Raw genomic sequence first — 21923 nt, 5'->3', positions numbered from 1 at the left:
AATTTTAAAAAGCAAGTAAAAATATTTAAAAAAATGACGGACTAGTTTTGATAAAAAATAAATTAAAAAATATTTGGATAAAAACTATTAATGGAAGAATCAATCATGGCAAAACCGTTAGTGGATTTTTGGAGCCATCAGAAGATAGTTTCTTTTAGAAGATAATAAAAGAGTAAAAGATATAAATAATACACACACAGGGGTGTAAGAAAAAGTATGAAATTCAAAAATAAAAATAATATTTTAATCTGTACAGAAATCTTGATTTTTACTGGAATAAATTTTAAATGCACAAACTTGCACAAATCTACACATTAGTGCACTGGTTTATTTTTTCTCAAAAGGGTATTATATTCCTAGGAAAAATAAAAAACACAGGGGGAAGTAAAATAGAAACAGGAGAAGATCAGGTAATACTAGCATATACAAAATGAAATTACAAAAATTGAAAATTCAGCATATAATCATACAAGAACTGGCAAACAAGAGCAGAAAAAATCTCTGATCTTTTGATAAATTAAAAAATACAAAGATTCACTATTTCGTGAAATTAAAAAAAATACAGGAGTAACTATTGACAAATGACTTTTAAGAGGGTAATAAATTAGGTAGAAAAACATTCAGAATGGAGGAACTCATAATGGATAACATTATTATGACTGTGGGAACTAGTCTTGTAGAAAACTACATTGCTAACAACCCAAAGAAAGAAAATATAACCAAAGAAGATATACTTGGGTACTATGAAAAAGAAAATATGAATGACTTAAGAGATAGAAGATATGGAGCAGAAATAATGGCTCTTGAAAATCTTACAGAGAAAAAAATATTTTCTGGAAAGAGAATATTTTTAATAATTCATGAAACTGAAAATGGAAAATTGGCTGGAGATGTCCTTGAAGAGTTCATTCTTAAAAAGAATATAGCTAAAATAGTAGAAAAAAGAATTATTCATAATTTGAACAAAAGAAATCATAAAGAATTTAAAACTATTGGTCTTAAAGGGCTTACAGAAGAGATAAGAAACATAGTTAATAAAATAGGAAATAGTTTAAATGTCAGTGTGTGCACAGTGGGAGGATACAAGGCAGAAATATTTCTAGTAGGGCTTATGGCACAGCTTTTACACTTGAAATCATACTTTATGTTTGATGAATTTAATGAAGTGACAGAAATATCTCCTTTGCCAATGAAGATAGATTATGACTTTTATTTAGAGAATAAAGAATTTTTTAAATTGATAGAAAGAAAAGAAAAAGTTAAAGAATCTGAGATTAAGGATATTTTAGTAAAAAGTCCTTATTTGAAAAATTTTATAGAATTTGATGAGGAAGATGGAGAAGTTTATGCAGAATTTTCAGCTATGGGAGAATTTTACATGAAGAGAATGACCTCAACAAGCAATCTTCCTTTAAGTACAAGCAAACATTCACCATCAGATAAAGAGATGCCTGGAAGTATACCAGTAACTGATGAGTTGGAAAATATAGTAAATTCATTGAAATGTTCACCATATGTTGAAAAATTAAAAGTTGTATATTATAATCCAGACAGAAATATAGCTTTTTCTAAATTTTCTCTAGCTCAAAATTATCATGAACAGATGATAGTAAGCTTAGAATATAAATGTGAAAAAGGAGTGGCTGGAATAGATCTATATACAGTAGGTGGAACAGAAAAGGTGATGAAATCACTGGTAGCTTATTTTAATGAAAACTTTTTAGATTAGTCTAGGGATATAAAAGTGTAAAATTGACTTTTCTATAAAATATGGTATAATAATAGTACCTGAAAGGGTACTTGTTAAGATAGATAAAACGCTATGAGATAAGCTTTCACACTAGTGGAAGCTTTTTTCATACTAATAAGTAATTAGCGTTTCTTATTAGTAGTAGAATCTATCTTAACAAGGAGGTTTAGTATGTTTAAACTGGAGTTTCATTTTAACAACAATAAGATTGAGGGAGGTACTTTTATAGCTGTTCTCTTAATCATTATTATTGCTGTTATATGGATTTATCTCTTAGTTTACTAAACTAAGCCTCAACCCTGCGGGGTTTGAGTGGAAAATATAATAAAATGATGGAAGGGCAGAGTTATACATTCTGCCTTTTTATAATTGTTGTAATTTATGAAATGTAGTATAATAAACGGAAGGTAAAAAAATAATTAATATTCAATTAAATTCAAGAGAAAAATATGGTATTATTTACATAGAAATTTAAATGAGGTGGACAGAATGATTGTGGGTCTGACAGGTGGAATAGCAAGTGGAAAATCCACAGTAAGCAAATTTTTTAAGGAATTAGGTCTTGAGATATTAGATGCTGATGAATTAGTAAAGGAAGTCAGTCAAAGAAAGGATACCATTGATAAAATAGCAGAGGTTTTTGGAAGGGACATTCTTGATGGAGAAGGTAAAATAATAAGAGAAAAATTGAGAGAAAAAGCTTTTGAAAACAGAGAGCTGTTAAAAAAGTTAAATGGAATAATACATCCACAGGTTATAGAAATATTTGTAGAAAAAAAGAAAGAGACGCCGAAAGAATCTATTGTCATTTTTGATATTCCTCTTTTGTATGAAGCTGAAATGGAAAATTTATGTGATAAAATAATTGTAGTATATGTGGAAAGAGAATTACAGACAAAGAGAGTAATGGAAAGAGATAATAACAGCAGAGAACTGGCAGAAAAAATAATAGAAGCACAAATGGATTTGGAAGAGAAAGTAAAGAGAGCAGATATTGTAATAAATAATAATAGTACACTGGAAGATTTAAAAAATCAGGTAAATGTGGTATACTGTAATCTGCAAAAAATAAAAATGTGAGGTAAATTATGAAAATAGTAGCTCCAGCAGGAAATATGGAGAGATTTTATGCTGCTGTAAAAGCAGGAGCCCAAGAGATATATATGGGACTAAAAGGATTTGGAGCAAGAAGAAATGCTGAAAATTTTACATTAGAGGAATACAAAGAAGCGCTTGATTATGCTCATAAAAGAGGAGTAAGAATATTTCTTACACTAAATACAATAATGATGGAAAAAGAGATGGATTTTCTTTATGAAAATTTGAAGGCTCTTTATGAACATGGACTTGATGCAGTTATTGTTCAGGACTTGGGATATTTCAGATATATGAAAGAAAATTTTCCAGATATGGAATATCATGGAAGTACACAGATGACAGTAGGAAATCATATAGAAGCTGAATATCTTAGAAAAATAGGATTCAAAAGAGTGGTACTTCCAAGAGAGATGACATTTGAAGAGATAAAAAAAATCAGAGAAAATACAAGCATAGAATTAGAAATATTTGTGTCAGGAGCACTATGTATATGTTATTCTGGCAACTGCTATATGAGCAGTTTTATAGGAAGCAGAAGCGGTAATAGAGGTATGTGTGCACAGCCATGCAGAAAAGAATATACTGACAGCAAGGGAAATAAAGGGTATCTTTTAAGTCCTAAAGATCAGCTGATGGGATATGATGAGATACAGAAATTAAAAGAGATTGGAATAGAAAGTATAAAAGTTGAAGGAAGAATGAAAGATCCTAACTATGTATTTGAAACTGTAGGGTACTATTCTCAGATGATAAATGGAGAAAAAGCAGAAGAGAGAGTATCTGAAATATTCAACAGAGGATACAGCAAAGGGTATTTTCATGGAGCAGATTCATCGCTTATTAATAAAAATTATTCATATAATTTAGGTAAAGAGATAGGATTAATATTTGGAAGAGAGTTAAAGCTTAAAGACAGGGTAGTCTTGGGAGATGGAATAATATATCTTTCTAAGGATTATGAAAAACTTGGTGGAGGATATCTGAATAAGATAGAAGTGAAGGGTTCAAAAGAGGCTAGAAAATCAGCTGAATCTGGAGAGACTATATTTTTAAAAGATGTACCAAGAGGAAGCAAATACATATTCAGAAGTTTTGCTAAAGAAGTAAATGATGATGTTGAGAATAAATTGAAGAAATATGATCAAAAATTGGATATAACAGGAGAGTTTTTTGGAAATCTAGGAGAGAAGCCTGTATTGATACTTGAAGCAGTGAGCAATCAAGGGAAAAAAATCAGAGTGGAAAAACTAGGAGAAAATGAAATTGAAACAGCAGCTAAAAGAGCAGCAACTCCAGAAGATATTGTAGAAAAATTGAAAGAATCTGGTGACAGCACATTTAATATAGTAAATGTTGACTGTCATATATCAGAGGGAATATTCCTTCCTGTATCAGTGATAAAATCTTTAAGAAGAGAAGCAGCAGCAGAATTGGAAGAACTTCTTGTGGAAAGCTACAGAAGAAAAACAGGAAGAAAGTATGAAATTCCTTATGAAGAAGATGAGGAAAGAGAAGTTATCCTGTCAGTAATAGTATCAAATGATGCACAGGAAAAAGCAGTGAAATCATATGGAATAGAAAAAATATACAGAAGAGGATATGATATAGCAAGAGAGGGAATGTTGAAAGAGCAAGATTTAAATAATAAACTTGCTTCAAACCTCTATCAGCTTATTGAAAATAAAAATAATGATACAACTATAAACTGGAATTTGAATGTATCTAATAGATATACTATTGAAGAATTGTCTAAACTTGGAAAAGCTGAAACTGTAATACTCTCTCCTGAAATAAGTTTTGAAAAAATAAAGGAAATAGGTAAAACAAGTTTAAGAAAAGCTATATTGGGATATTCAAGATTAAAGGGAATGTATGTTGAAATACCTCTTTTTGACAGGAGCAGAGAAACAATAGAAAATAGTGAAGGTGATAGATTTACTGTTGTTCAGAACAATATAGGGAACAGTGAAATATTCTTTGAAAGACCTCTAAATATATTGAATGATATGAGCAGAATGAAAAAACTACATATTGATGAAATAGTTGCAGAATTTACTATTGAAACACCAGAAGAAGTAAGAGAAATCCTTGAGAACATGGAAACAAGAGCGGGAATATATAGAGCATTTAACTATGAAAGAGGGGTGTATTAATCTTATGAATAAAAATAAAAAATGGGTAAGAGATCTGGGAACATGGTTTGGACTTGGAGATATGCCTAAAGCACCGGGAACATTTGGAACACTAGGAGGAGTACCAGTATTTATGCTTCTTTCTTATATAAGAAAGTTTTTTCCAAACAATATGGTATATAATTCTTTTTATTTTATGTTTTTAATAACATTTTTCGCTGTAGCAGTATATGTAAGTGATATATGTGAAAGAGAGATATTTAAGAAAAAAGATCCTCAAAATGTTGTTATAGATGAGGTATTAGGATATTTGACTACTCTATTTCTGATAAATCCAGTAGGGGTATCTCAAAATATAAAAGCTATGGTAATTGCATTTGTAATATTTAGATTTTTTGATATAACAAAACTGGGGCCTATAGATAAATCACAGCATTTTGAAAGAGGTATAGGAGTAGTATTAGATGATTTTTTAGCTGGAATAATAGGGAATTTTTTAATGGTATGTATCTGGAGTGTATTTTTTTAGATAACAGGGGGATTTAGATGAAAGCAGGTTTGATCCTTGTAGGTACTGAACTTTTAAATGGAGGTATGCTAGATACCAACAGCCTCTATATAGCAGAAGAACTGAACAAGTATGGAATAGAGATAGAATTTAAAGTAACAATCAGAGATTTTATGGATGAGATCATCAAAACTATAGATTATGGAAAAAGAAATGTCGATCTTATTATAATGTCAGGAGGCCTTGGACCTACAATAGATGATATAACAAAAGAAGCTATTGCAAAGTATCTGGACAGACCCCTTATAGTAGAAGAAAATGAATTGTCAGAATTAAAAGAAAAATTTCAGAGAGCAAAAATAAATTTTGTAGATATAAATGTAAAAGAAGTAGAAAAACCAAAGGGAGCTATAACTTTTAGGAATGATGCTGGAATGGCACCAGCTGTATATATTGATGGAATAGCAGCTTTCCCGGGAGTTCCTAAAGAATTATATGATATGCTTCCAAAATTTTTAAAGTGGTACAGCAAAGAAAAAAATATTGATACTGATGAAATTTATATAAGAGACATACTCACTTTCGGATTAGCAGAATCTCTTTTAGATCAGGAAATAAGAGACTTTTTCACAGAAGATGGAATTTATTATGAGTTTCTTGTAAAAAATTATGGAACAATAGTGAGACTCCAAAGTAAAGAGAGTAATAAAAATAAAGTAGAAAAAATAGTAGAAAAGATATATAATAAAATAGGTAATTATGTGTTTGGTGAGAATGCCGACAGACTAGAGAAGAAAACAGTGGAACTTGTAAAAAAACTTGGAATGAATATTTCAACAGCAGAATCATGTACAGGCGGTATGATTGCCAGTCGTTTGATAGATGTGCCAGGAGTATCAGAGATATTCAAAGAGGGAATAGTTTCATATAGTAATGATGCTAAGATGAAAAGACTTGGAGTAAAAAAAGAAACGTTGGAAAAATATGGAGCAGTAAGTGAAGAAACTGCCAGGGAGATGGTCATGGGACTTGATTCTGATGTAGCTATTGCTACTACAGGAATAGCAGGTCCAGATGGAGGAACGCCTGAAAAACCTGTAGGACTTGTCTATATAGGAATAAGAGTTAGAAATGATGTCTATATAGAAAAAAGATTTTTCAATGGGGATAGAATGAAAATCAGAGAAAGAGCAGTTTCTCAAAGTCTTTTTAGTCTGATAAAAATATTAGATAAAGGAGAGAATGATGAGTAGTATAGGAGAAAGAATAAAGAAAAGTAGAAACGAGAGAGGTCTGTCTTTGAGAGAGCTAGCTTCAAAAGTAGACTTATCTGCCAGTTTTTTATCTCAAATAGAGCAGGGAAAAGCTTCTCCTTCTATTGAAAATTTAAAGAAAATAGCTACTTCATTAGATGTAAAGGTAAGCTACCTTATTGAAGACGAAGAAGAAACTAGAAACATGGAAGTTGTAAAAAAAGATGAGAGAAAATATATAGAAAGTATAGATTCAAATACTAAAATGGCCCTTCTTACAACATCAAATATTGATAAGACAATGGAGCCTATTCTTTATGAGATAGGTCCAAATGGTGAGAGTGGAAGAAGTTTCTATACTCATAATGGAGAGGAATTCATCTTTATTATTGAAGGAAAACTGGATGTATATATAGATGAAACTGTGTATAGTTTAAATGAGGGAGATAGCCTGTATTTTAAATCTAGCCAGAAACATAGATTTAAAAATACCACGGATAAACTTACAAGGGCTATATGGGTTGTAAATCCTCCAACATTTTAGAGAAAAATAAAAAGAAGATTTCGGAGGTAAATTATATATGAAGATAGAGGTAAAGGTACTTAACTCTATAAGATTAACTAAACTTTTAATAGCCGCAAGCAGATGGCTTTCAAAGTATGCAGATGTATTGAATGATTTAAATGTTTATCCAGTGCCAGATGGTGATACAGGAACAAATATGTCTATGACCCTTCAGGCAGTGGAAAATGAATTGATAAAAATGAACCATGAACCAAGTATGAAAGAACTTGCTGACAGAGTATCAGAGGCTGTCTTGTTAGGAGCAAGGGGAAATTCGGGAACTATTCTGTCTCAAATTATACAGGGTTTTTTAAATGGAGTAAGAGATAAAGAAGAAATTACAGTAGATGATACTATTCAAGCTTTTGTTTTGGCAAAAGAAAAAGCATATCAGGCTGTTTCTGAACCAGTAGAGGGAACAATGCTTACTGTTATCAGAAGAGTGGCAGAGGAAGCAGTAGCTTATAAAGGAGATAAAGATGACTTTATCCTTTTTCTTGTACATCTAAAAAATGTAGCTTATGAAGCAGTGGAAAATACACCAAATCAGCTTCCTAAATTAAAAGAAGCAGGGGTAGTTGATGCTGGGGGAAAAGGAATATTCTATGTTCTTGAAGGTTTTGAAAAATCTGTAACTGATCCAGAAATGCTGAAAGATCTGGAAAGAATAGTAAAATCAAGAGCAAAAAGAAAAGAAAGACTTGAAAATACAACACAGGTAATAGAAGATATAAAGTTTAAATATTGTACAGAATTTATAATTGAATCAGGAAGTTTTGATTTAGAAGAATATAAAGGGAAAATAAGTCCTTTAGGAGATTCTCTTGTATGTGCACAAACTGCTAAAAAGACAAAGACACATATACATACAAATCATCCAGGTCAGATATTGGAGATTGCTGGAGTACTTGGAAACCTTAATAATATAAAAATAGAAAATATGGAAATACAGCACCAAAATCTTCTTATTTCTGAAAATGAAGCTTATCAGATGGAATCTACAGAAAAAGTATTTGTAAGAAGTGAAAATGCTGAGCCAGTTGCTTTCTATGCTATTGTGGATAATAAAGAATTAGGAAATTTATTCCTAGATGATGGAGCAGCTGCTGTACTTATTGGAGGACAAACACAGAATCCAAGTGTAGCAGATATAGAAGATGGACTGAAAAGAATAAGTGCTGAAAGAGTAGTTCTTCTTCCAAATAATAAAAATATTATAGCGGCGGCAAAAATAGCAGCAGAAAGATCTAAGAAAGAAATCATGGTCCTTGAAACAAAATCAATGTTGGAAGGGCATTATGTTATAAAGAATAAAGATGAAAAAATTGAAGAAATTTTGAAGCAGACAGCTAGAAACTATTCTATTGAAATAACAAAAGCTGTAAGAAATACAAAAGTTGATGAAATCCAGATAGAAGAGGGGAATTATATAGCTCTTGTAAATGGAAAAATAAAAGCAAAATCAAAAGATTTATCTTCTCTTATAAAAGAAGTTTATAAAACATATATAAATGAAAATACATTGAATATATTTGCTGTAATTGGAGATGGATCAACTGAGGAAGCAGATGAAACATTAAAAGAAACTAATGGATTGAGATATAATGAATTTAGAGCAAATCAGGGGAATTATCCCTATTATATCTATATAGAAAATAGAGATCCTGATATGCCGGAAGTGGCAATAGTTACTGATTCTACATCAGATTTAACTAAAGAATTTATAGGAGATTTATCTATAAATATTATTCCATTAAAAATAAAATTAAATGACAATTATTATAGAGATGGAATAGACATTTCTAAAAGAGAATTCTGGAAGAGACTTCTTACAGAAAATGTAGCACCAAAAACTTCTCAGCCTTCACCAGCTGAGTTTAAAGAGTTATATGAAAGACTTTTCAATAAAGGTTACAAAAAAATTATATCTATCCATATTTCAAGCAGACTAAGTGGTACACAGCAGGCTGCCAGAGTGGCAAAGGGTATGCTGAACAGAGCAGATGACATAGCTATTATAGATTCAAAAGCTGTGACACTTGTACTTGGACATCAGGTATTGGAAGCAGCAAGAATGGTAAAGGCTGGGGCAAAGTATGAAACTATACTTGAAAGACTTGATGAGATGCAGGAAAAAATGAAGCTGTACTTTGTTGTAAATGACCTTTCATTTTTAGAAAAAGGTGGAAGAATAGGAAGAGCTTCTTCTGTTATTGGAGGACTTTTAAAAGTAAAACCTATATTGAAGCTGGAAAATGGAGAAGTGACTATTGAAGCTAAAACTTTTGGTGACAGAGGTGCATTCTCATATATGGACAAATTAATAAGAACAGAAAGCAAGAAAAATAGTATAATCCTGTATACAGCATGGGGAGGAACAAATAAGGAACTTTCTAAAGCTGATGCAATAAAAAATATGTGTGACAATTCTAAAAAAGTTGAATATAGAGGAAGATTTGAAATAGGAGCTACTATTGGATCTCATTCAGGTCCTGTATTTGGTTTTGGAATGATGTCAAAAATAAGATAATTGAAAGCAGGGGATTCTTTATTAGGTTAGTATATCTATATAGAGAATCCTTACTTCTTTTTATAAATATTTCTATTTATTGAAAATGGTAAAATAAACCATGTGAAAAGTTTTAAAAATTTTTTATATATAAGGGGGCATAAGGTGATAAACATCAAACTTATTGCAGGTTTATTGATTTTCATGGTATCTTTTTATTTTATTCTTTTTGGAAAGCAGCCTAAGTCGCTTACAGCTATCATTGGAGGAAGTCTAATGGTACTGATAGGAGTAATGGATCAGGAAGAGGCTTTGGAATCCATAGGAAGAAATTTAGAGATTTTGTTACTTTTGATGGGACTAATGATGGTAGTGGAGATAATGTCTGAGACCGGTATTTTTCAATGGGTGGCAATAAAAGTTGCTCAGCAGGCCAAAGGGGAGCCTATGAAGATATTGATGATGTTATCAGTAGTAACTGCTGTATGTTCAGCTTTTCTGGACAATGTTACAACTATTCTTCTAATAGTACCCATAACTATCTTATTGGCTAAAAAGCTGAAGATAGATCCATTTCCATTTATAATGGTACAGATATTTGCCTGTAACATAGGAGGAACGGCAACGATGATAGGAGATCCACCAAATCTTATCATAGCCAGTCTTGGAGGTTTAGATTTCAATGAATTTCTAATAAATCTGACACCTATTGTAGTAGTAAATATGATAGTGCTTTTAATTACAGCTAAACTTCTTTTTGGAAAAAAGTTTACTGTATCCAGAGAATTAAGAGCCAGTATAATGGATTTGGAGCCTAACAGAAGTATAAAAAACAAAAAACTTCTAATGCAGTCATGTGCTTTATTTGGAATAATCCTTATTGGATTTCTAACAAATATGGTAACCAACATAGGACTTGCAGTTATCTCTATAACTGGATCAGTTATTCTTCTTACTATAAGTAAGAAAAGTCCAGAAGAGATATACAAGAAAGTAGAATGGGAAACTCTATTCTTCTTTGGAGGGTTATTTGTTTTAGTTGAAGGGGTAGACAAACTTGGAGTGATTGCACAGCTTGGGGAAGCAATAGTTAAATTTACAGATGGAAATCTGGAAAAAACTGGAACAGTAGTGGTATTAATTTCGTCACTATTATCTCCAATACTGGGATCAGTACCATATACTCTGTCTTTCTCGAAAATCATAGCAAACATAGCACCAAATTTTACAGGACATACAGATGTACTGTGGTGGGCATTATCTTTAGGAGCTTGTCTTGGAGGTAATATGACATTGGTAGGGGCACCAGCTAATATAGTTGGAGTATCTATCGCAGAAAAAGCAGGAGTAAAAATAAGTTTTATGGATTTCTTCAAATTGGGGATACTGATTGTTATTCAATCAATGATTTTAAGCGTTATTTACATTAATCTAAGGTATTAAAGTTTTAAAGGAGGAATATATGAAGTTTTCAAGTTATTTAGATCCACAGTTTATTTTTACTGATTTAAAAGGAACAACTCCTGAAGAAATTATCACAGAGATGATAGATAGATTATCTCTGAAAGATAAGAAGATAAATGAGTTAAAAGATGTAATTGTGAAGTCGGTAATTAAAAGAGAAGAGGAAATATCTACTGGTATGGGAAATGGTATAGCTATACCACATGCCAGAATAGAAAATTTTAATGACTTTGTTGTTGCTATTGGAGTACTGGAAGAGCCTATAGAGATGGAAATTGCAGCTACTCATAAAACAGATAAGGTTAAAGTTGTATTTTTAATTATTTCAGATGTATTGAAAAACAAAAATATATTAAAAGTAATGAGTGCTGTTTCTAAGATGGTTTTAAAGAGAAAAAATCTTTTAGAAGAGATAAAGCAGGAAAAAAATCCAAGCAAAATAGTGGAATATATCCAAGAATCAAATATCGAAATAGATCACAGAATAATTGCTGAAGATGTGTTGAGTCCAGATATAGAGCCAGCTACACCAGACAATACTCTGGAAGAAATAGCAAAGAGACTTATACTTGAACAGATAAGCGGACTTCCAGTTGTAGATAAAGATGGAGTATTTTTAGGAGAGATAACTGAGAGAGAGCTTATAGATTTTGGTATGCCTGATTATCTTTCATTGATGGGAGATCTTAACTTTTTGACAGTGGGAGAACCTTTTGAGGAATATTTAGTAAATGAAACTACAACTACTATTGAAAAATTGTACAGAGTAGATGAGAGAGTAAAAATAGATAGAAAAACTCCTATCATGGAGATATGTTTTATTATGGTTAATAAGGGACTTACAAGATTATATGTACTGGACGAAGGAAAATATTATGGAATGATAAGAAGATCAGATATAATCAAAAAAGTACTTCATATTTAAAATTTCGATCTTTGGGGAGAGAGTTAAAATAAGGAGGAAAAATTATGATATATATGCTGATAGGATTAATTGTGTTTTTTGCAGTATTCTATTTGATGATAACAGATAAAATCCCTGGACCATGGGCAACAATGATAGGTGGACTTATTATGGCGCTGGTAGGGATAATAAATGAAGAAGATGCTTTGACAGCTATTTCTGAAAGACTGGAAATTTTATTTCTTTTGATAGGTATGATGATAATAGTTCTGTTGGTATCTGAAACAGGTGTGTTCCAGTGGTTTGCTATTAAAGTAGCTCAGTTGGTAAGGGGAGAACCTTTTAGATTGATAGTTCTGCTGGCAATAGTGACAGCTCTTTGCTCTGCGTTCTTAGACAATGTTACAACTATACTTTTGATGGCGCCAGTATCTATATTGTTGGCAAAACAATTAAAACTGGATCCTTTTCCATTCATAATAACAGAGGTCATGTCTGCTAATATTGGTGGTCTGGCTACATTGATTGGTGACCCTACTCAGTTGATCATAGGAGCAGAGGGAAATCTTGGGTTCAATGAATTTCTTTTCAATACAGCACCAGTAGCTGTACTTTCAATGGCATTGCTTATAGCAAATGTTTATTTCATTTATGGAAGACATATGGTAGTGCCAAATGAATTAAAAGCAAGAATAATGGAATTGGATTCATCAAGAAGTTTGAAAGATCCAAAACTGTTGAAACAAGCAGCAGTAATATTTACTCTTGTATTGATAGGATTTATTTTAAATAACTTCATCAACAAAGGACTTGCAATAATATCTCTGTCTGGAGCAATATTCTTAGTAGTTATAGCAAAAAGAAAACCAAAAGAGATATTTGAGAATGTAGAATGGGAAACTCTGTTTTTCTTTATAGGTTTGTTTATGATGATAAAAGGGATAGAGAATTTGAATATAATAAACATGATTGGAGATAAACTTATAAAAATAACTTCAGGTAAATTCGACCTTGCTGTTATAGCTGTAACTTGGCTTTCTGCTGGATTTACTTCTATAATAGGAAATGTTGCCAATGCAGCTACTGTTTCTAAAATACTTGGAGTAATGGTACCTACATTTGATAAGATAGGAGATCCAAAAGCTTTTTGGTGGGCTCTTTCATTTGGATCATGTTTAGGTGGAAATATAACTATGCTAGGATCAGCTACAAATGTTGTTGCTGTAGGAGCTGCTGCTAAAGCTGGATGTAAAATAGATTTCTTTAAATTCTTTAAATTTGGAGGACTTATAGCTTTTCAAACATTGTTATTAGCTACAATTTATCTATATGTAAGATATATGTAGAAAAAAGAGGAGGAAATATGCGAATATTCCGATTTGAAAGTATAGATTCTACAAGTGATTATCTTAAAAATAAAAAAGATATTGAAAATTATGATCTGGCAATAGCTGAAATTCAGACTAAGGGAAGAGGCAGAAGAGGAAATAATTGGTTTTCAAGCAAGGGAATGGCTCTCTTTAGTTTCGCTCTAAAAGCTGAAAAAAATATCTCAATAGAAGAGTATTCCAAGCTTCCCCTTGTCACAGGGATTTCTGTATTAAGAGGAATCAGAAGAATAGAGGAACTGGATTTAAAATTTAAATGGACAAACGATATCTATCTTGATGATAAAAAATTGTCAGGGATACTTGTAGAAAAAGTAGATGATTTTTTTATCATAGGAATAGGAATAAATGTAAATAATAAAGAATTGGGATTGGCTGAAGAAACAGCCATATCCCTTACAAATAAAACAAAGAACAGTTATATAATTGAAGATATTATATTTACTGTAATAGATGAATTTAAAAAATATTACAAAAGATTTTGTGATGGAGAATGGGAATATATACTGGATGAAATTAACAGCAAAAATTATCTCAAAGGGAAAACAGTGGATATTGTAAGTATAAATGGAACAGCTGCTGGAATAGTGAATGAGATAGCACAAGATGGAAGATTGGAAGTAGAAGTATCTGGAATAAAACAACTCTTCAATATAGGAGAAGTACATATAAGCAGGATGAAAAATGAAACTGAATAGTATAAAAGATAAGTTATTCAAAATGCTGGCTGAGGATTTAGATCTTGGATATGTAGTGGAGATAGTAAAAAAGAATCTTGATTTTAAATCTAAGATGAAGATGATAATAGATATAGCTAGAAAAAGTGAAAATTATGATTTTATAATTTTCTTAATAAAGATGACAGCAGCTATATCTATTTTTCTTCCTATAATTTCACAGCTGTGCAGTATGAAATCTATAAATATATTTAAACTGAATTTCCAGACTTTCAAACAGATTCCAGTATTATTTGTGAGTATATTTCCAATAATCGTCATAGGAAGAAAAAATCTTATCTTCAAAGATGGAGCATTTAAAGCAATAATTCTGATACTTTACTACATAGTATGCATTCCTATTACAATAGTTATTTTTGGGCTTAATATAGGAAAAATAGGGAATGAATATGAAGATGTATATTATCTCGTTTTTGCTGTAAATATAATGCTTCTTTTTACCAGCCACATTGTTCTTATAAAATATTGTGTAACAGATATAATCCTTAGAAAGAGAAAAGTAAAAAGCAGTGATGTAATAATTACTCTGATGACATATATAACTCTAGGGATAAGTTTTGGTGCACTTTATTCAGTAATAAATATCTATTATGATGGAACAGCTTTTCATGGAATGGAAGATGTAAATACTACTTTGTATTTCTACTTTAAACATATTTATTTCAGCTTTGTTACTTTGACAACTTTGGGATATGGAGATATATATCCATTGAAATTTCTGGGACAATTTTTTGTTATAATAGAAGCACTGACTGGAATATTCCTTTTGAATTTTTCTCTAGGAATAACTTTAAGTTCAGGAATACTGAATTTTCAAATAGTTCAAAAAGATGATGGAGATAAGACAAAGGAAACTGATAAATCAGGAGAAAAGAGTAATGAATAGAAAAAAGGCAGTCATAGGAATGAGCGGAGGAGTAGATTCTTCTGTGGGAGCATATCTTTTGAAGGAACAGGGATATGAAGTCATAGGTGTAACACTGAATCATAAAAAAGAAAAATCTCTCAATGAAGAGATAAAAGCTGCTCAAAGGATATGTGATTTTCTTGGAATTGAACATAAAATAATAGATATAGAAGAATTATTTCAAAAGGAAGTTATAGACGATTTCCTTGAGGGATATTCTCAGGGAATAACTCCTTCTCCCTGTGTCATCTGTGATGAAAGAGTAAAAATGAGAGTTCTTTTTGAAACAGCAGACAAAGAAGGAGCATATTTTGTAGCTACAGGGCATTATAGTTCGGTAGAATATTCAGAAGAATTCAAAAGAGATCTGTTGAAAGTTTCATATGATCCCAGAAAAGATCAAAGCTATATGCTTTACAGACTGGATAATGATAAAATATCAAGACTTCTTTTTCCACTTCATTCTTATGAAAAAAAACAGATAAGAGAGATAGCGAAGAATATTGGATTGGAAGTACATGATAAAGAAGACAGTCAGGGAATATGTTTTGCTAAGGAAGGGTATATAGAATTTCTTAGAAAAAATTTAGGAGATAAGATAAAAAAAGGCAATTTCATAGACAGCAATGGGAATATTATGGGAGAGCATGAAGGGTATCAACTATATACTATTGGTCAAAGAAGAGGTCTGGGACTTAAACTTCCAAGGGCATATTTTATAACAAAAATAAATAAAGAAAAAAATGAAATAACTATCGGAGAATATGAAGAACTGTACCAAAAAAGAGTAGAACTAAAAAAATTTAAATTATCTGTAAAAATAACTGATATTTTAGATAAAAAAATTATTGGAAGACCGAGATTTTCTAGCTTTGGTGCAAGTGGAAAAATTTTATTTGAGAATGAAAAACTTTTTTTTGAGTTTGATGAAGAGAATCCTCAGACTGCTCCTGGACAGCATTTGGTGTTGTATTACAAAAATTTGGTACTAGGTGGGGGAATAATATCATAACTTGACAACTTTTGTTAAAATCGTTATATTATAGGTGATGATTAATTAATAAGGGAGGGAGTTATGGAATCGACCAAGTGGTTATATTGGATAATTGGGATAATTATACTAGTTGTAGCAGCAATAATTATCAGAAAATATAAACTGATCACTAAAATGAAAAGAGTAAATTGTGTTGATTTGGATAAACTTGAAGAAAAGAAATTTTCAGGAATGGGGAAACTATATATCAAAGCTTTAGGTGGAGAGAAAAATATAGTAAGTGTAGACCCATGTATGACAAGAATAAGAGTAATAATGAAAGATGGTTCTCTGTTGGATGAAAAGAGAATAATTGTTTTAGGGGCTCATAAAGTTATAAAACTTACAGATACAAAGATTCATATTATTATTGGACTGAAAGCTGAAAAGTTAGCTGAGGAAATAAATGATATAAGAGAAAAAAATAGATAAGGCGGCTATCCGCCTTTTTTTGTTAAAATAGAAAAAAAGAAAAGTAAGGTTTCAGAAGTATAAAAATATTATAAAAAAATTTAAAGGAGGGATACTTTGAATTATTTTGATCATAGAGTTATAAAAACTGCTTTGGGGACATTTTTGGCAATATATCTGGCTCAGGTTATGGGAATAAGTTATGGAGTAACAGCTGGGATAGTTACAATAATAAGTATACAGACAACTAAAAAAGAATCAGTGAAAATAGCTATAGAAAGATTTATAGCTTCCCTTGTGGGGCTTTTTATAGCAGCAATGTTTTTTTATTTCTGGGGATATACACCATTTGTATTTGGACTTTTTATCTTGATATTTATGCCAGTATGTTTAAAATTTAATTTGTTTCAAGGATTTTTAGTAACAGTAGTACTTGCAACTCATATTTTGACAGAAAAAAATATATCCTTAAAAATACTTTCAAATGAAATATTGATATTAGTACTTGGGGCAGTGATAGCTATAGTTTTAAATCTATATATGCCTGATGTGACTAAAAAAATAAAGCATACTCAGGAAAATGTAGATAATTTTATGAAAAAAATTCTAAGTTATATGAGTGATGAACTGATAACTGGAGCTATATTTGTTGATGAAGATAAAGTATTTAAAGATTTGAGAAAAGAACTGGACATAGGAAGAGATTTAGCATATAAGGACTATAATAATGCTTTGTTCTATGGTTCGAGATATGAGATAGAAGTTTTTAACATGAAAAGAGCTCAATACAAAGTTTTAATGAGAATGAGAAGACATTTTTATAATTTTTTCATAAGTAGTGAGCATACATTTATTGTTTCAGAATTTACAAGAAAAGTTGGAAGCTCAATAGGAGTAGATAAACTTTATCTTGAAGCTTTGGAGGAATTGGAGGCATTGAGAGAAAAATTTAAAAGCATGCCTCTTCCAAAGAGCAGAGTTGAATTTGAAAGCAGGGCAGTATTGTTGCAATTTTTTAATGACATAGAAGAATTTCTTGAAATTAAGAAGGATTTTATGAAAAAATATACATTAGATGGGGAGAAAAAAATATAGAGATTGATTCCTAAAATAAAAATTTTGGAACTTTTCCAGTGGAGAAGTTTGTTATTAATTTTGTTCATAAAACATAAAAGAATAGATGAAGGATTACAACAGTTCCACTGTTGCATCTCAGTAATTATAGCAGTTAAAATTCTAACTGCTTAATTACTGGAAACTCGTTTTCACTCAGACATACTGTTTTTTACATTTTACTTACTTCATTAAGTACACAAACTCCTCCAATTTCCAAATTTCTAAAATTTATCTTAGTTTTTTAATCAATCTCTATTCTTTAATAATAGTCTGTTTTGTATTAATCTAAACTCTGACTTGCAGCCATAAGGAAAGGAACTATCTGTTTCTTTCTTGAAACTACTCCTTCCAGCCATGTAAGGTTATTTTCCAGCTGAACATTAAAAGCTCTCTCTATAAGTTCAGGGAAATCTCCAGCTACCATAGCATAAGAACCAGATTTTATTATATCTGTAATAATAAGTATAAACATTGAGAATTCAGAATTTTTATTTATCTCTTTCATAACTCTTTCCAAATCAGCCTGTTTATTTAAAAGCCCAGCTACGTCTACAGTATTTACTTGAGCAATTCCCATATTAATTCCATTCATAGAGAATTCCTTCATATCTGTAGTAAGTATTTCATATGGAGATCTGTTAGCAAGAGAAGTTCCTGCTATAAGCATATTCATTCCATACTCTTCATAATCAAGCTCTTCACAGATAAGGGCAAGTTCTTTAACTGTATCTATATCTTTCTGAGTACAAGTAGGAGACTTGAACATAAGTGTATCTGAAAGAATAGCACTCATCATAAGTCCAGCAGCTTTTTTAGATGGAGTAATTCTCGCCTCTCTGAATAATTCATAGACAATAGTACAAGTACATCCAACTATTTCAGCATTTATTTTTACAGGTTCATCAGTAATGAAATTTCCAAATTTGTGGTGGTCAATAACCTGTAATATTTTTGCATCTTGTAATCCCTCTACTGAATGAGCCAGTTCATTATGGTCAACTAAAATAACCTGTTTTCTTGTAAAATTAATCAGGTTTTTAGTTCTAATAGTTCCATATACTGTTCCATCTTTTTCAGTAACTGGGAAGTTTGTCTGTGTTGCTTCTTTCATTATATCTTTTATATCATGTAAAAAATCATCTTTTTTAAATGAATAGAACTTTGTATTATTCATTATAGATGATAATGAAAGCGACTGGCTTACAAGACTTATTGTCTTGAAAAGGTTAGCGTGAACCCTCATAATAGCACAGTCAGAAGTTACTCTTGGGCTGATAAAATCATCCTCATCACAAGCAACGATTATAACCTTTGCTCCAGCTTTGATTGATCTGTCGATACCATCTACCATAGATGTAGTTACAACTATATCTCCCTGAGTAACATTTTCCAGTTCAGATACAGCTTTTAGATTTCCAGTGATAATACCACTTGGATAAGTACCGCTTACAATTATTCCATCAAGAACATCTTTCAGGTTTTCATATGTTGTCTTATATTTTCCAAAAAGATCTGAATGTTCAAGATTAAGGTAAGTATTAGCAATATCAGAGATATGAATCATACCTTTAAGCTGTTTTTTGTCATCTACTACAGGAAGACTGGAAAAATTTTCCACTGTCATTATATCCAAAGCTGACCTCAAAGAATCATCTATAGATAAAGTCTTTTTTTCCACTCTAGTCAGGTCAGATATCTGAGCACTAACTGTTTTTAAAAGTTTAGGAACTTTTACACCAAAATATTTTAAGACATATTCTGTTTCTTTATTTATATCACCAAGTCTGTAAGGAATAGCATTTATTCCCATCTCTTTTTTTAGTTCAGCTAAGGCAATTGAAGAACAGATAGAATCTGTATCTGGATGTCTATGTCCAAAAATCAAAATAGGCTCCATTCGAAAAAACCTCCTTATTTTTCTTAAATTGCTGTTTCAAATATATTAACATTTTTTTATCATATGAACAAATAATATTTTTGGAAAAAATCTTTGAAAAAAATGATATAATGTCAGTATGAAAAATGTAGATAATTAAATTTAGAAATTGGAGCAGAAATAATGAAAGAGATGAAATTAAATTTTTTTGAGGAGAATGACATGAAAAAGGATAAGGAGAGAATAGAGAAGCTGAGAGCAGACCTCTTAAAGTACAACCAGTATTACTATACAAATAATGAGAGCCTTATTTCTGATGTGGAATATGACATGCTGATGAATGAACTTAAAGAGCTGGAGGAAAAATATCCAGAGTATAAAAGCGAAGCTTCACCAACAGTTATAGTAGGAGCTTCAAATCTTAGAGAGAATAAGTTTCAGAAAGTAACACATAAAAAACCTATGTTAAGTCTTTCTAATACATATAATGAAGAAGAGATAGGAGATTTTATAGATAGAATAAAAAGACTTCTTCCTGAAAGAGAGGACATAAAATATGCTCTTGAATTAAAACTAGATGGACTTTCTATAAGCATCCAATATGAAAAAGGAAAGCTGGTAAGAGGTGTAACCAGAGGAGATGGAGCTATCGGGGAAGATGTTACAGAAAATATAATGGAGATAGAAACAATTCCTCATACATTAAAAGAACCTTTAGATATGGAGATAAGAGGGGAGATAGTTCTTCCTATAAGCAGATTTGAAAGTCTGAATGAGAGAAGAATGGAAGCTGGAGAGGAAGTGTTTGCCAATCCAAGAAATGCTGCAAGCGGGACGCTTAGACAGATAGACGCCAGTATAATAAAAGAAAGAGGACTGGACTGCTATTTTTATTTTATAGTAGATGCTAAGAATTATGGAATACAGACTCATAGTGAAAGTATAAAATATCTGGAATCTTTAGGAATAAAAACTACAGGAGTATGTGAGGTGCTGGACACAGCTTCTGCTTTGAAAAAGAGAATAGATTACTGGGAACAGGAAAAAGAGAAACTGGACTATGAAACAGATGGAATGGTAATAAAAGTAGATAATCTTGATCTTTGGGATGAACTTGGAAATACTACTAAAAGTCCTAGATGGGCCATAGCATATAAGTTTCCTGCTAAACAGGTAACAACTACTCTATTGGGAATTACATGGCAGGTGGGAAGAACTGGGAAGGTTACTCCAGTTGCTGAACTTGAAGAGGTAGCATTATCTGGAAGCAAGGTAAAAAGAGCCAGTCTTCATAATTTCCATGAAATAGAAAGAAAAGATATAAGAATAGGAGATAAAGTATTTATAGAAAAAGCTGCTGAGATAATACCGCAGGTAGTAAAATCTATAAAAGAGTTTAGAGACGGCAGTGAAAAGATGATAACTGAACCAGATAAATGTCCTGTATGTGGAAGTCCAGTTGCCAGAGAAGAGGGACAGGTAGATATAAAATGTACCAACCCAGTATGTCCCGGAAAAGTAAAGGGAAGAATAGAATATTTTGTATCAAGAGATGCCATGAATATAGGTGGATTTGGAAGCAAAATGGTGGAAAAAATGCTGGAACTAAGTTTTATAAAAAATGTTGGAGATATATATGATTTGAAAGATCATAAAGAAGATCTTGAAAACATAGAAAAAATGGGAAAAAGAAGTGTAGAAAATCTTTTAGATTCTATTGAGGCCAGTAAAAAAAGAGATTACTCAAAAGTTATTTATGCTTTAGGAATACCTTTTATTGGAAAATATTCTGGAAAACTTTTAGCAGAAGCAAGCAGAAATATAGATAATCTTATGAAAATGGAAATAGAGGAATTAATAGAGATAGATGGAATTGGAGATAAGGGAGCAAAGGCTGTATATGATTTCCTTAGAGATGAAGAAAATATTGAGCTTATAAATATTTTAAAAGGTCATGGACTACAGTTCGCTATGGAGGAAAAAGAAGAGGAAGATCAGTCAGAAAAGATTTTTTCTGGAAAAACTTTCCTTTTTACAGGAACTCTTAAAAATTTCAAAAGAGAAGAGATAAAAGAAGAGATAGAAAAACTTGGAGGAAAAAATCTGTCAGCAGTGAGCAAAAATCTTGATTATCTTATCATTGGAGAGAAAGCTGGAAGTAAATTAAAAAAAGCTCAAGAGTTAGGGACTGTAAAAATTCTTACAGAGGAAGAATTTGTGGAGATATGTAAAAACAATAACAAAAATTAATATAAAAACAGGCACCTTTAAT

Annotated in this window: 17 protein-coding genes; 16 read left to right on the top strand and 1 reads right to left on the bottom strand. The window is 31.2% G+C overall.

Annotated features, from left to right (window positions below; all coding sequences use genetic code 11):
* Nucleotides 1–640: 640 nt before the first annotated feature.
* The 15 genes from C4N20_RS03825 to C4N20_RS03755 all read left to right on the top strand — a co-directional run bounded on the left by C4N20_RS03825 (nt 641) and on the right by C4N20_RS03755 (nt 17754).
* The gene (locus C4N20_RS03825; RefSeq protein ID WP_005980696.1) at nt 641–1729 is read left to right on the top strand and encodes an antitoxin; all 1089 of its coding nucleotides are present in this window, start codon (nt 641–643) and stop codon (nt 1727–1729) included.
* A 510-nt stretch (nt 1730–2239) separates the two neighbouring features.
* Complete coding sequence (gene coaE, locus C4N20_RS03820) at nt 2240–2830, top strand: dephospho-CoA kinase (RefSeq protein WP_005980697.1); 591 nt, start codon at nt 2240–2242, stop codon at nt 2828–2830.
* 8 nt (nt 2831–2838) lie between these two features.
* Nucleotides 2839–5001, top strand: coding sequence for a peptidase U32 family protein (locus C4N20_RS03815; protein ID WP_005980698.1), 2163 nt, complete (start codon nt 2839–2841; stop codon nt 4999–5001).
* A gap of 4 nt (nt 5002–5005) precedes the next feature.
* Complete coding sequence (locus C4N20_RS03810) at nt 5006–5509, top strand: phosphatidylglycerophosphatase A family protein (protein ID WP_231940479.1); 504 nt, start codon at nt 5006–5008, stop codon at nt 5507–5509.
* Between the two features lie 17 nt (nt 5510–5526).
* The gene (locus tag C4N20_RS03805) at nt 5527–6741 is read left to right on the top strand and encodes a CinA family nicotinamide mononucleotide deamidase-related protein (RefSeq protein ID WP_005980703.1); all 1215 of its coding nucleotides are present in this window, start codon (nt 5527–5529) and stop codon (nt 6739–6741) included.
* Nucleotides 6734–7285, top strand: coding sequence for a helix-turn-helix domain-containing protein (locus C4N20_RS03800; protein WP_005980705.1), 552 nt, complete (start codon nt 6734–6736; stop codon nt 7283–7285). The genes C4N20_RS03805 and C4N20_RS03800 overlap by 8 nt, the downstream gene beginning before the upstream one ends.
* Before the next feature lie 37 nt (nt 7286–7322).
* On the top strand, nt 7323–9836 hold the full coding sequence (locus tag C4N20_RS03795; protein WP_005980707.1) for a DegV family protein: 2514 nt from the start codon (nt 7323–7325) through the stop codon (nt 9834–9836).
* 102 nt (nt 9837–9938) lie between these two features.
* Nucleotides 9939–11258, top strand: a complete 1320-nt coding sequence (locus tag C4N20_RS03790; RefSeq protein WP_106878554.1) for an ArsB/NhaD family transporter — start codon at nt 9939–9941, stop codon at nt 11256–11258.
* A gap of 19 nt (nt 11259–11277) precedes the next feature.
* Entirely contained in the window at nt 11278–12204 is a 927-nt protein-coding gene (locus C4N20_RS03785; RefSeq protein WP_005980711.1) for a PTS sugar transporter subunit IIA, read from the top strand.
* 44 nt (nt 12205–12248) lie between these two features.
* Entirely contained in the window at nt 12249–13529 is a 1281-nt protein-coding gene (locus tag C4N20_RS03780; RefSeq protein WP_005980713.1) for an ArsB/NhaD family transporter, read from the top strand.
* A gap of 17 nt (nt 13530–13546) precedes the next feature.
* The gene (locus tag C4N20_RS03775; protein ID WP_005980715.1) at nt 13547–14269 is read left to right on the top strand and encodes a biotin--[acetyl-CoA-carboxylase] ligase; all 723 of its coding nucleotides are present in this window, start codon (nt 13547–13549) and stop codon (nt 14267–14269) included.
* Entirely contained in the window at nt 14256–15194 is a 939-nt protein-coding gene (locus tag C4N20_RS03770) for a potassium channel family protein (RefSeq protein ID WP_005980717.1), read from the top strand. Before C4N20_RS03775 ends, C4N20_RS03770 begins: the two co-directional genes overlap by 14 nt.
* A complete protein-coding gene (gene mnmA, locus C4N20_RS03765; protein ID WP_005980720.1) occupies nt 15187–16227 on the top strand; it encodes a tRNA 2-thiouridine(34) synthase MnmA in 1041 nt (346 codons plus the stop codon). The genes C4N20_RS03770 and mnmA overlap by 8 nt, the downstream gene beginning before the upstream one ends.
* 63 nt (nt 16228–16290) lie before the next feature.
* Nucleotides 16291–16680 (top strand): PTS sugar transporter subunit IIB, encoded by a 390-nt coding sequence (locus C4N20_RS03760; RefSeq protein ID WP_005980723.1) that lies wholly within the window; start codon nt 16291–16293, stop codon nt 16678–16680.
* A 96-nt stretch (nt 16681–16776) separates the two neighbouring features.
* The gene (locus C4N20_RS03755; RefSeq protein WP_005980725.1) at nt 16777–17754 is read left to right on the top strand and encodes an aromatic acid exporter family protein; all 978 of its coding nucleotides are present in this window, start codon (nt 16777–16779) and stop codon (nt 17752–17754) included.
* Nucleotides 17755–18055: 301 nt separating this feature from the next.
* Here the strand turns inward: C4N20_RS03755 and C4N20_RS03750 are convergent, their stop codons facing one another.
* Entirely contained in the window at nt 18056–19672 is a 1617-nt protein-coding gene (locus C4N20_RS03750; protein WP_005980727.1) for a putative manganese-dependent inorganic diphosphatase, read from the bottom strand.
* A 162-nt stretch (nt 19673–19834) separates the two neighbouring features.
* On the opposite strand from C4N20_RS03750, the gene ligA reads away from it, so the two are divergent.
* Complete coding sequence (gene ligA / locus C4N20_RS03745; protein WP_005980730.1) at nt 19835–21901, top strand: NAD-dependent DNA ligase LigA; 2067 nt, start codon at nt 19835–19837, stop codon at nt 21899–21901.
* The last annotated feature ends 22 nt before the right edge of the window (nt 21902–21923 follow it).

Source organism: Fusobacterium ulcerans (assembly GCF_003019675.1).
Lineage (GTDB): Bacteria > Fusobacteriota > Fusobacteriia > Fusobacteriales > Fusobacteriaceae > Fusobacterium_A > Fusobacterium_A ulcerans.
This window is presented reverse-complemented; position numbering and strand designations above follow the sequence as displayed.